The organism is Marinobacter maritimus, assembly GCF_007671675.1.
GTDB classification, from domain to species: domain Bacteria; phylum Pseudomonadota; class Gammaproteobacteria; order Pseudomonadales; family Oleiphilaceae; genus Marinobacter; species Marinobacter maritimus.
The window spans coordinates 386,305-398,899 of the sequence record NZ_VCGW01000003.1; the positions used below are offsets into that span (position 1 = coordinate 386,305).

Genomic DNA, 12,595 nt, shown 5'->3' on the forward strand with positions numbered 1-12,595 from the left:
GGTCGTCTCCTTAAAGCCCGAGAATCATTTTCGACACGATATTTTTCTGGATCTCGTTGGATCCGCCGAAAATCGAGAGCTTACGGTTATTGAAATACTGCGCAGAGAGAGGCGCAGCGTTCTCGTCTGACAGGAACTCGCCGTCATAATCCTGACTCAGTTCTTCTTCCACAAACGGAATGGCGTAAGGCCCCAAGGCTCTGCGTGCCAGGTCATTAATAGACTGGCGGATTTCCGTGCCTTTCACCTTCAGCATGGAGCTTTCGGCGCCGGGCATGCCGCCGCCTTCAACTGCGGCAATAATGCGCAGGTTGCTGATAGTTGCTGCCATAAGGTCAATCTCGACTTTGGCAATGCGCTGGCTGAACGCCGTATCTTCAATCAGCGGGCGACCATTCTTGATGCGGCGTGAGGCAAGCGCTTTCAGGTGGGACAGCGCTGCCTTGGACAAGCCGATACCGGCCAGGCCTGTGCGCTCGTAGGTCAGCAGGAACTTGGCGTAAGTCCAGCCTTTGTCTTCTTCACCAACCAGATTTTCAACCGGAACCTTTACGTCTTCAAAGAAGACTTCGTTCACTTCATGCTCACCGTCAAGGGTGATGATCGGGCGCACGGAAATACCAGGCGTGTTCATGTCGATCAGCAGGAAGGAGATGCCGGCCTGGGCTTTAACCTCGGTGTTGGTGCGCACCAGGCAAAAAATCATATTGGCGTACTGGCCAAGGGTGGTCCAGGTCTTCTGGCCATTCACAAGGTAGTGGTCGCCCTGGCGAACTGCACGGGTCTTCAGGGAGGCCAGGTCGGAACCGGCACCGGGTTCGGAGTAACCCTGACACCACCAATCTTCACCGCTGAGGATGCGTGGCAGATACGTCTGCTTCTGCTCTTCGTTGCCGAATTTGATGATAACCGGCGCCACCATGTTTACGCCAAATGGCACAGAGCGCGGCACGCCGTAACGACAGGACTCTTCATCCCAGATGTGCTTTTGAACAGGCGTCCACTCAACACCACCGTACTCTTCCGGCCAATGCGAGGCGTACCAGCCCTGTGCGCTGAGAATTTTCTGCCAACGCTGGTGGTCCTCTTTGGAGAGGTGGCGGAAGCCTTTCACTTTGGCGGCGATGTCTGCCGGCAGTTTTTCATCCAGGAACGCTCGCACTTCGTCGCGAAAAGCGAGCTCCTCAGTGGTGTAGTTCATATTCATTGAGTAGCCTCGTCGTGTTTGGCTTCAGCTAAACGCTGCGATACCGGTCTGGCCACGGCCAAGAATCAGGGCGTGGACGTCATGGGTGCCTTCGTAGGTATTCACCGCTTCGAGGTTCATAACGTGGCGGATCACGTGGTATTCGTCGGAGATACCATTGCCGCCGTGCATATCGCGGGCAACCCGTGCGATATCCAGCGCTTTGCCACAGTTATTGCGTTTGAGCAGAGAAATTGCATCTGGCGTCGCGTCGCCGCTATCCATCATGCGACCCAGTTGCAGCGCGGCCTGCAGGCCCAGAGTGATTTCGGTCTGCATATCGACCAGCTTTTTCTGGATCAACTGGTTGGCAGCCAAAGGCCTGCCGAACTGCTTGCGCTCAAGGGTGTAATTACGAGCGGCGTGCCAGCAGAATTCAGCTGCGCCCAATGAACCCCAGCTGATGCCAAAGCGGGCTTTATTCAGGCAACTGAAAGGCCCCTTCAAGCCTTCTACGTCCAGCTTGTTTTCGTTTGGTACAAACACTTCATCCATAAAGATGGAGCCGGTGTCTGATGCGCGCAGAGAGAACTTGCCTTCAATCTTCGGGGTGTCGAGGCCTTTGGCGCCTTCACGCTCGATAACAAAACCAGTCACCTTGCCGTCCAGCTTGGCCCAAACCACGAAAATGTCTGCAATAGGGGAGTTGGTGATCCAGGTTTTGGATCCGCTCAGCAGGTAGCCACCATCCACTTTCTTGGCGCGGGTCTCCATGCTACCCGGATCAGAGCCGTGATTCGGCTCGGTCAGGCCGAAGCAGCCAACGAGTTCTCCGGAAGCCAGCTTGGGCAGAATGCGTTTTTTGAGGGCTTCCTGGCCGAAGGCGTGAATCGGGTGAATGACCAATGAGGATTGAACACTCAGTGCGGAGCGATAGGCAGAATCAACACGCTCAACCTCGCGGGCGATCAGTCCGTAGCAGACGTGATTGAGGCCCGGGCCGCCGTATTCTTCCGGCAGGGTAGCGCCCAGCATGCCAAGATCGCCCATGTCGGTGAAAATGCTGCGATCGAACTTTTCGTGGCGGTTGGCCTCGAGGATGCCGGGCATCAGGCGCTGATCACAAAAGCCGCGAATGCTGTCCCGAACCTGACGTTCAGTTTCGTCCAGCTGCTTGTCAAACTGCAGCAAGTCGTCCCAAGGTGCAGAAGCCATGTTGTTTCTCCTCAGTAAAAACAGTTGTTAACCCGTTCAGTCACAGTGGCAATGCTCCCTTCGCCCAGGTTAAGTCTGCGACCTGGGAAAGTGCGCCCGGGGATAAAAAATTCCGGACTGCCATGTAATTTATGTTTGTCATTTATGCTAGTATAGTTTCATTAAGCGAAACTGAGTTTTGTATTTACTTGGCAAAAGATTAATCCGGGTGTGTGTGAAATGCAAGCAGAGACCACCTCTGTCAGTGTAGCTCTGCAAAGAGCAGGGCGGGCATGAGTACTGCAGAACGCTGGCTGTTACCTTTGGCAGTATTGATCGAGCTGATTGCTATAAGTTTTTCAAGCATTCAGCTCGGTGCAATCGCGGGCGTGCTGTTCATTTTTTGTTTTCTGTGGGCGGGTGACCACCTCCAGTCATACTCCCGCATTTTGTTGCTGGTTTCTTTGGCAGTCACCGCGTGGTTTTTTGGTCGTGGCCAACTGGGCATGGACAAGCTAGTCAAGGCCTCTGCCGATGCTGCTTTTTACGCCGCCTTTCTTGGCAGCCTGGGGATGATGCAGTGCCTTGTCCGGCGGTTTGAAGTTCTGCGCCGGATTCATGATGTCCTGCTGGGTGGTCGCGCGGTCTGGTTGTATCCGAAGTACGCCTTGGTTAGTTGTGGCATAGCGTCGGTGTTGAGCTTTGGCATGATGAATTTGCTCTGCGGCAGCCTGTCGGAAACCCTGCGGGAGCGCGGAATTACCGGTGAATCCCGTCTGCAGTGGTTGCGCAGTGTTCTGATCAGTGCGCTGCGCGGCTTCGCGCTGGTTCCTCTGGTGGCGCCGACCAGTGTTGCGGTGGCGATACTGACCCGGGAACTGCCCGAGTTAACCTGGTTTATGCTTTTGCCCTATGGTCTGGCAGCGGCAGTGGTCCTGATTGTAGTTGGCTGGTTTCTGGAGCAGCGCCGCTTCCGGCAGGTCAGCAGTGAGCGTGTGGCGCTGGAGCAGTGGCCGTCGGGCAGTTTGCAGTTGCTGGGGTTGGTCACGATCGTGTTTGTCATGATGGCTGTTATCGTGGCTTTGACGGATTTCAAAGTATCCGTCGCCGCCATGATGGCGGTCCCATCCGTTACGCTTCTTTATATGGCGTGGCAGGAAAGATCGCTCGGGGTTGTGCTCAAGGAAAGCGTGACCCAGATTTCCTCTATGAACAATGAAATGGCGATTTTCGCAGCGTCGGCAATTTTGGGGGTGGCAGTGTCCAGCGTGATTCCGGCGGATGCGCTGAGTGGGCTTGCGACCTCCGCAGGTGGAATGTGGGTGCTCGCGGTTGTCGGTATGTTGAGCCTGCCGCTGCTATCAACCATTGGAGTTATCCCCATCACGGTACTCAGCGTTCAGGCGGGTCTGCTGCCGCAGCTGCTTGCAGAAGGTATGGATCCGATTCTGATATCAGTGGCTCTGGTTATCGGCTTTTCGCTGGCAATGATGCTTTCACCCTTTGGGCCATCTGTGATGCTGCTGTCCCGCTTTGGCCAAGTACCGCGTTGGGTGGTGGCATTTCGCTGGAATGGTGTATTCGTATTAATCGCAGTGCCGCTGTTACTTGCGCTATTGGCTTTGGAGATTCTTGTCTTACCCGGAGTTTGTGGTACTTGAGTTCATCAACGATTAAAATGCTGCACACTTTATATACATGCAATTTATATCCCGAAAAACGGGGACAGGCGACGTCGTTGGAGGACGCCACACTATGCCTAAAGCAAAAACCTCTTCACCGGAACTGATGGCAGTATCCGGCGATGTCGAATCGGTGAAGCCAGAGAAGGATCGGAAATTCGTCGAGGCGCTGTCCCGCGGTCTGAATGTGTTGCGTGCGTTCAGTCAAGGTTCGGTGATTCTTGGCAATCAGGATATTGCCCGGCTTACCAATTTGCCCAAGCCAACTGTATCCCGTATGACATATACACTGACCAAGTTGGGATATCTCAGCTATAACGCACAGCTGGAAAAGTATCAGCTCAGCTCCGGTGTGCTGGCACTGGGCTATGCCTATGTGTCCAATCTGAAGGTTCGTCAGTTAGCCAAGCCTTATATGGATGAGTTTGCGCGTCAGACCAATATGTCTGTCGGACTGACCTGCCGTGATCGGCTTCATATGATTTATGTAGAAAACCGCCTGCCTCCGGAAGCTTCGCTGTTGCGTATGGATATCGGAATCAAACTGCCGATGGCGACTACGTCTGCAGGCAGGGCCTACTACTGCGCAATTGCAGAGAAGGGGCGTAAGATTATTGAGGACTCGATGGCGCAGAAATATGGCCCCGAATCATGGCCTGAAAAGAAGGAAGGGCTGGATCGTGCCATGGAGGATTACAAGAAGTATGGTTTCTGTCTTTCGCTTGGTGAGTGGGATCGTAACATTAACTCTGCGGGGGTCCCCGTTCATTTGCAGGATGGAACGACCATGGCATTGACCTGTGCCGCACCGTCTTACCTGGTTCCGGCTGAAAAGCTTCGCGACTCGATTGCACACCAGTTGGCGATGTTGGCAAGTGACATTGAATCGCTGGGCGTTTAATCCGCCCGCATAAAAAAACCGCAGGGTTCCCTCCTGCGGTTTTTTTATGCACGGTTTTAAATGGTGGTTGAAACCCGGAGAGAACTTGTATTAAATCGTACAGATGTTTCGCTTGTTAAAACTAAATTCCATATTAAGCGAGGAAGAGATTATGTCTGAAGTCGTAACTTACAGTCTTGAAGGCAATATTGGCGTGATTACAGTGGATTACCCGCCGGTCAATGCCCTCAGCCATGCAGTGCGTTCAGGCCTGGTTGCCGCGCTGGAGCAAGGGCAAAAGGATTCCGAAGCCAAGGTGCTTTTACTGGTATGTGAAGGGCGTACCTTTATTGCGGGTGCGGATATCCGTGAATTTGGCAAGCCGATGCAGGAGCCCGGGCTGCCGGCGGTAGTTGAACAGTTTGAGAACAGTGACAAGCCCCTTGTTGCTGCAATCCACGGTACTGCCTTGGGCGGTGGACTGGAAACGGCTCTGGGTTGTCACTATCGGGTTGCGTTGAGTAGCGCCAAAGTGGGCTTGCCGGAAGTAAAGTTGGGGCTGTTGCCCGGTGCCGGTGGCACTCAGCGTTTGCCTCGTCTGGCCGGCGCGCAGAAAGCTTTGGAAATGATTACCACAGGCGAGTTCGTCGCAGCCAAAGATGCGCTGGCCTTCGGCATTGTGGATGCCGTTGATGAAGGGAATGACGTGAAAGCTGCCGGCATGGCCTATGCACAGAAGGTTGCCGATGAGGGTAAGCCTGTTCGCCGGGTTCGTGACCTGACAGACAAAATTGCAGCGGACAAGGGCAGCGACGTGTTTGAGCAGTTCCGTGCTGCTCTTCAAAAGAAGGCTCGCGGTCAGTTTTCTCCATTCAAGTGTGTGGATGCCGTTGAAGCTGCGTTTAACCTGCCGTTCGCGGAAGGTATGAAGCGTGAGCGTGAACTGTTCATGGAGTGCATGGACTCACCGCAACGCGCCGGGTTGATTCACTCCTTCTTCGCAGAGCGCCAGGTTTCCAAAGTGAAAGGACTGGCGAAGGACACACCGGTACGTGATGTGGCCAGCGTTGGCATTATTGGTGCGGGCACCATGGGCGGTGGTATCGCCATGAACTTCGCCAACGTCGGTATCCCCGTCACGATTGTGGAAATGAAGCAGGAAGCTCTGGATAAAGGGCTGAGCATTATCCGCAAGAACTACGAAAACTCAGCAAAGAAAGGTCGTATAACCCAGAAGCAGGTGGACGACCGGATGGCTCTGATCACCGGCAGCCTGAACTATGATGACTTCAAAGACGTGGATCTGGTGATTGAAGCTGTGTTTGAAAACATGGCGGTAAAAAAAGAGATCTTCGCGAAACTGGACGGTGTTTGTAAGCCCGGAGCCATTCTTGCCTCCAACACGTCTACGCTCGACATTGATGAAATTGCCTCTGCGACGAAGCGCCCGGAAGATGTTGTGGGCATGCACTTCTTCAGCCCCGCCAATGTGATGAGATTGCTGGAGAACGTTCGCGGTAGCAAAACCTCTGATGAGGTGAAGGCGACTGTGATGGCCGTTGCCAAGAAGATCAAGAAAGTGGGTGTGCTGGTAGGCAACTGCCACGGTTTTGTCGGCAACCGTATGTTGCACAAGCGCGGTACTGAAGCGATGGCTCTGGTCAATGAAGGCGCCACACCACAGCAGGTCGACAAGGTGCTGACGGATCTGGGTTACCCCATGGGTCAGTTTGCCATGTCGGATCTGGCGGGAATTGATGTGGGCTACCGCATCCGTGAAGAGTTGCGTAACTCTGGTGAAGATGTTGCGCCCAGCTGGATGGATAAACTTGCCGAGCAGAATCGCCTGGGGCAGAAGACCATGGCGGGCGTTTACAAGTACGAAGAGGGTAGCCGTAAGCCGATTCCGGATCCTGAGGTGGAGCGAATTATTGAGGATTTCCGGAAGGAGCAGGGCATTGCTTCTCGTGAGATTACGGATCAGGAGATTCTTGAGCGTTGCATGTATGTGATGGTGAATGAGGCGGCCAAGATTCTGGAGGAGGGTATTGCTGATCGGGCTCTGGGTATCGATGTGGTCTGGATTTATGGTTATGGTTTCCCGGCTTACCGTGGTGGTCCTATGTTCTGGGCGGATCAGATTGGTCTGGATGTGATTCTGGCTGCGGTGGAGAAGTATCACTCTGAGGTTGGCGGAGAGCAGTGGAAGCCTGCTTCGCTGCTGAAGCAATTGGTTGCTGATGGTCGGAAGTTTGGCGACCTGTGAGGCCGTTTGAGGTTTGTGCTGGCCTCTGATTGATCAAGCTTCGGGGGCTGGCTCGGCGCGGGTGGTCTTTTCTTCTGGAAAAAACAACTCGCTTCGCTCAGACATTTTTTTCCGGCAGAAAAGACCACCCGCACCAAGCCGGCTTGGTTAGGGCATTTGTATCGTTTTCGTACCCTTCGGCGGGGTAGTACTTCATTTTTATTTTGAGGCAATTTTTATGTCAGATGCGCTTATTGTTTCTACTGCACGTACCGGTCTTGGGAAGTCATACCGCGGCGCTTTGAACGCCACGCACAGTGTGGATCTCGCCGGGCATGTTATTAAACACGCGGTTGCTCGTGCGGGTATTGATCCGGCGATTGTTGAAGACGTGATTCTTGGGGCAACGTTCCACGAGGGCGCTCAGGGCAAGAACATGGCGCGTTTGGCGGCTATTCGTGCGGGTTTGCCGGTGACCACCGCCGGGCTGTCGATCAACCGTTTTTGCAGTTCGGGTTTGCAGTCGATCGCTATCGCGGCGCAGCGGGTGGTTTCCGAGAAGGTGCCGGCGATGGTGGCCGGTGGCGTAGAGTCTATTTCTCTGGTGCAGAACGATAAGCTCAACAGTTTTCATGCGACCAATGAGTGGTTGATGAAGAACAAGCCTGAGCTGTACATGTCGATGATTGAAACGGCCGATATCGTCGCCCAGCGTTACAACGTGAGCCGTGAGTCTCAGGACGAGTACGCTTTGATCTCTCAGCAGCGCACTGCAGCTGCTCAGGAAGCGGGCAAGTTTGATGATGAGATTGTGCCTTTTGACGCGACCATGCTGGTGAAGGACAAGGAAACGGGTGAAGTCAGCAAGAAAGACGTCACTCTCACACGTGATGAGTGCAATCGTCCGAACACGACGCTTGAGGGTTTGCAGAGCCTGAACGCAGTGCGCGGTGAGGGCAATTTTGTGACGGCGGGTAATGCCAGTCAGTTGTCTGACGGTGCGTCTGTTTGCACGGTGATGAACAGCACCTATGCCGAGAAGCACAACATTGAGCCCATGGGCATTTTCCGTGGTTTTGCTGTAGCTGGCTGTGAGCCCGATGAGATGGGCATTGGCCCGGTGTTTGCCATTCCGCGCCTGTTGGAGCGCAATGGTCTGACCATGGATGACATTGATCTGTGGGAACTGAACGAAGCCTTTGCGTCGCAAGTGGTTTACTGCCGTGATCGTCTGGGTATTCCCATGGAAAAGCTGAACGTTAACGGCGGCTCCATTTCCATTGGCCACCCTTACGGCGTAACCGGCTCCCGCCTGGCAGGTCATGCTTTGATTGAAGGTAAACGCCGCGGCGCCAAGTACGTTGTCGTCACCATGTGCATTGGCGGAGGCCAAGGCGCGGCTGGTCTGTTCGAAGTTGTATAACTGGCGTTGAGCCGGCCCCGGGGTGGGGTGCCTTTTCTTCTGGGAAAAACAACTCGCTGCGCTCAGACATTTTTTCCCGACAGAAAAGGCACCCCACCCCGCGTCCAGCACCTTCAAAGGTGTTAGCCCTCCAGATTACTAACAGGAAGCACTTACCATGGACAGAAAAGCCAAAGCTGTTGTTTGTCGTGAATGGGGCCAGCCAGTTCAGGTGGAAACCATTACTGTTGAAGGCCCGAGACGGGGTGAAATAACCCTCAAAATCGCCGCCTGCGGCGTTTGCCACAGCGATCTATCCGCTACGACTGGCAAAATACCCTACCCGCCACCTTTGGTGCTTGGCCACGAAGCCGCCGGTGTGGTCATAGAAGTCGGCGAGGGCGTAACCGAATTCAAGGAAGGCGATCACGTGGTCAGCTCCTTTATCTCCATGTGTGGCAAGTGCCGCCAGTGCGTGCGTGGCCGCCCCGTGCTGTGCGAGAACGCGCGCAAAGCCATGTTTACGCTGCCCGATGGCACAGTGAGAACCAAAGACGCCAACGGCGAACCTCTTAACGTATTCGGAGCCTGCGGTGTGATGGCGGAATACGCCACCATGCATGTGGATAACTGCGTAAAAGTCGACAAATCCGTGCCCATGCAGAATGCAGCTCTCGTTGGTTGTGCGGTAATGACTGGCGTCGGTGCCGTCTTCAACACCGCACAACTGGAGCCAGGCTCCCGTGCCGCGGTCTTCGGGATTGGTGGCGTTGGTCTCAACGCAATCCAGGGCTGCGCGACGGCGGGCGCCGAGATGATCGTTGCCGTAGACAGCAATCCCGGGAAGCTGGAAATGGCGAAAGAGTTTGGTGCTACCCACACGATCAACATCAACGAAGTAGAGGATGCAGCCAAGGCCGTCAAAAAGCTGACCGGCGGCGTGGACTACGCCTTTGAGTGTGTTGGCGCAGGCGCTGTTGTAGAACAAGCCTATAAAAGCCTTGGCCGTGGTGGCACCGCCATTGTTGTGGGCGTTTCCGACCCGAAAGACAAAACCTCAATCACCACGCTGACCCTGCCGGCTGACGAGCGCACTCTGAAAGGAAGCTGGCTGGGTTCGGCCCGCCCGCAATATGATTTTCCACGCATCATCGGGCTGTACAAAGCCGGAAAGCTGAAGCTGGATGAGTTGGTTACACGCACCTATCCCATTGAAGAAGCTGCCCAGGCTTTTGATGACATGGTGGCGGGCAAGAATGCCCGTGGCGTAATTGTGATGGAGCCCTGATATGAAAACGAGAATTACCGAGATGTTTGGCATCCGCCACCCGATCATTCAGGGCGGCATGCACCATGTTGGCTATGCTGAGCTGGCGTCCGCCGTCTCCAATGCAGGCGGTTTGGGTATCATCACTGGGCTTACCCAGCCCACGCCTGAGGACCTTGCGCGGGAGATTGCCCGTTGCCACAAGATGACCGACAAACCCTTTGGCGTGAACCTCACCTTCCTGCCTTCGTTCAATGCACCGCCTTATCCTGAGTATATCGACGCGATTGTTGAAGGTGGAGTAAAAGCCGTTGAAACGGCGGGCCGCAGCCCTGAAAAGTATATGCCTCAGCTCAAGGCGGCTGGCATCAAGGTGATTCACAAATGCACCTCCGTGCGACATGCCCTGAAAGCGGAAAGGATTGGCTGTGATGCAGTCAGCGTTGATGGCTTCGAGTGTGGTGGCCACCCGGGTGAAGACGACATACCAAACTTCATCCTGCTCCCTCGGGCGGCTGAAGAGTTGAAGATTCCGTTTGTTGCCTCAGGCGGCATGGCCAATGGCCGCAGCCTGGTGGCCGCCATGGCTCTGGGTGCAGAGGGTATGAACATGGGAACCCGCTTTCTCGCCACTAAGGATGCCCCCATTCACGACAACGTCAAGCAGGCCATTGTAGAGGCTGATGAACTGCAGACACGGCTGATCATGCGCAACCTGCGCAACACGGAAAGGGTTCTGAACAACGCTGCCGTAAAGGAAATCATCCGTATTGAAAAAGAGAAGGGCGAGGCCGAAACCATCGATGACATTCGTCACCTGGTCACGGGTGCCAAAGGCCGCCTCGTGCTTCAGGAAGGAAAAATGGACGAAGCCGCCTGGAGCTGCGGCATGGTGGCGGGGCTGATACATGATATCCCGACGTGCGATGAGCTGATCCGGAATATCATGGCCGAAGCTGAAACCATTGTCCGTCAACGCCTGACGGGCTTTCTGGAAGACTAGCGCTCTACGATAACCCGAACCACATTGTTGTATTGCCGGTGTTCGAAGATACCCGTCGGACTGCCGGCTTCATCGGTTATCGGGAACACATAGCGCGGCGTCATGATGACTTCATAGTTGTAGTCTCCGGAAGGGCGGACATCAACTTCAAGAAATCCGTAGTGCTTACCACCGTCAATGAGTTGATCGCCGTTCCAGATTTCCGGAGCATCACCATGGGCACTCCAGTGGGTTTCCTGAGCTTCCGCTGGCAAGAGGTCAAATGGTACATAGTCTGTTGTGGGTGGGTAGCCCGGGCCTCGGAGGCCATCGCCGGCAAAGCCGACATCCCAGTAGCTCACGCCATTGATGCTCACATACTCCACCAATTCATCGTGACCGGAGAGTACGGCCGTTACACCATAACGTTCGAAAAGGTCCTGATACACCCGCATCGGCATACCGGATTGGTTATCTTCTCCGTTGGCGATACCGGCAGAACCTGAGGGTAGGCTATGAACACCGGTGCCAAATGCGGTGTGATGGAACTGCACGAGAATGATCTGGCCCAGAGCCTGGGCATTCGCGAGTTCCCGTATCGCCCAATTCCACTGCTCGCTTCCGGGGTTAAAGTCAGGCACCCGTGATTCGGTGCCATCAATATACAGGTTAGTGTCCTGGCTCGGGTCCGCATCGTTACCATTTGAGGAATCAAGGGTGATGAGGGTGACGGGGCCATAATCAACGCGATAGAAGCGTTTTTCATAGCGCTCATCGGTGGCATAGTTTGTCGGAAGATCCCAATAGGTATTCCACTTGTCGTAGGACAGCATGGAGGCTTCTGCGTTGTATCCTGGTGCATCGGGATGCCAGTAGTTCTCGTGATTACCCAGCGCCGGGAATATTGGTGTGGTAGAGGCCAGGGTGCCCCATTCACCAGCGCTATGCCTCCAGAATTCGTCCCAATCTAACTGACGACCGCCCTTCTCAACGAGGTCGCCCGCAATTACCCAGAAATCCGGATTTCGCTCAGTTGCGTAGACCAGATTTGCTTTATATCCGGTTGTTTGGTCAACCGGGTACTGACGAGTGTAGGTATCAGGATCGGTTCCGAGTTTATCGCCTCCGATCGCAAGTGCGCTGGCGGTCCATCTGACGGTTTTTTGTGTTGATTCAGGCTCTGTTTCCATGTCTGACATGGTGATGAATCTGACCGTCTCGCGGCTCCCCTGAATAGGTGCCGTGCGGAACGTCGAAGCAAAGGCGTCTGCTCCCGGTTGGTCAACGGAGTAGCTGTAGGAAGTGCTTGGCGCAAGCCGCGTGATTCTGACGGAGTGCTTGTAGCTGGCCGCAGGGGCCTCTCCATCGGCAGCATCCGGATGTGTTTCACCGAAGTTTGAATCGCCATGTATGTAGTCGATTTCCGACGTGCCGTAGGTCAGTGCTTCCGCAAGTTGGGATTCGGACGTAAACGAACCTATCCCGTCTACAGATACGGTGCCCGGCTCAGCAGAATCGCTGAGCCAGCTTACTGTCATGGCCGTTGCTGTGGGGTTCTGAACGTAAGGAAGGACATGGAAACTGCTTACAGTTGATGGAATGCTTGCTTCGCCTTTCGACGAGGATGACTCTGAACCTTCAAAGCAACCGGCGAGAGAGAATGCTCACAGCCAGGGCGATTTTGGGAAACAGTGGGTTCATTCGGGTCACTTCCTGGGGTCAATGGAGAGGTTAATGTGACCAAGAGTTTAGTGAGC

Annotated in this window: 9 protein-coding genes; 6 read left to right on the top strand and 3 right to left on the bottom strand. The window is 54.6% G+C overall.

Going from position 1 to position 12,595, the window contains the following annotated elements; translation table 11 throughout:
* Positions 1-10: 10 nt before the first annotated feature.
* Both FFI90_RS13925 and FFI90_RS13930 read right to left on the bottom strand, forming a co-directional pair.
* Positions 11-1,207, bottom strand: coding sequence for an acyl-CoA dehydrogenase family protein (locus FFI90_RS13925; protein ID WP_144778663.1), 1,197 nt, complete (start codon positions 1,205-1,207; stop codon positions 11-13).
* A gap of 24 nt (positions 1,208-1,231) precedes the next feature.
* Positions 1,232-2,401 carry an acyl-CoA dehydrogenase gene (locus FFI90_RS13930; protein ID WP_144778664.1) on the bottom strand — a complete coding sequence of 390 codons (1,170 nt, stop codon included), beginning with the start codon at positions 2,399-2,401 and terminating at the stop codon, positions 1,232-1,234.
* A gap of 272 nt (positions 2,402-2,673) precedes the next feature.
* Here FFI90_RS13930 and FFI90_RS13935 point away from each other — a divergent pair, with 272 nt between their 5' ends.
* From FFI90_RS13935 to FFI90_RS13960, 6 genes are all read left to right on the top strand, one after another.
* Complete coding sequence (locus tag FFI90_RS13935; protein ID WP_144778665.1) at positions 2,674-4,041, top strand: hypothetical protein; 1,368 nt, start codon at positions 2,674-2,676, stop codon at positions 4,039-4,041.
* A 94-nt stretch (positions 4,042-4,135) separates the two neighbouring features.
* Positions 4,136-4,963: an IclR family transcriptional regulator gene (locus tag FFI90_RS13940; RefSeq protein ID WP_144778666.1), complete on the top strand. Its 828-nt coding sequence runs from the start codon at positions 4,136-4,138 to the stop codon at positions 4,961-4,963.
* A 151-nt stretch (positions 4,964-5,114) separates the two neighbouring features.
* A complete protein-coding gene (locus FFI90_RS13945) occupies positions 5,115-7,208 on the top strand; it encodes a 3-hydroxyacyl-CoA dehydrogenase NAD-binding domain-containing protein (protein ID WP_144778667.1) in 2,094 nt (697 codons plus the stop codon).
* Positions 7,209-7,425: 217 nt separating this feature from the next.
* Complete coding sequence (locus tag FFI90_RS13950) at positions 7,426-8,610, top strand: acetyl-CoA C-acyltransferase (protein WP_144778668.1); 1,185 nt, start codon at positions 7,426-7,428, stop codon at positions 8,608-8,610.
* A gap of 157 nt (positions 8,611-8,767) precedes the next feature.
* On the top strand, positions 8,768-9,877 hold the full coding sequence (locus FFI90_RS13955; protein ID WP_144778669.1) for a zinc-binding dehydrogenase: 1,110 nt from the start codon (positions 8,768-8,770) through the stop codon (positions 9,875-9,877).
* 1 nt (position 9,878) lies between these two features.
* Positions 9,879-10,859 (top strand): NAD(P)H-dependent flavin oxidoreductase, encoded by a 981-nt coding sequence (locus FFI90_RS13960; protein WP_144778670.1) that lies wholly within the window; start codon positions 9,879-9,881, stop codon positions 10,857-10,859.
* Here the strand turns inward: FFI90_RS13960 and FFI90_RS13965 are convergent.
* A complete protein-coding gene (locus FFI90_RS13965) occupies positions 10,856-12,439 on the bottom strand; it encodes a metallophosphoesterase family protein (RefSeq protein WP_281288130.1) in 1,584 nt (527 codons plus the stop codon). The genes FFI90_RS13960 and FFI90_RS13965 overlap by 4 nt on opposite strands.
* Positions 12,440-12,595: the final 156 nt, after the last annotated feature.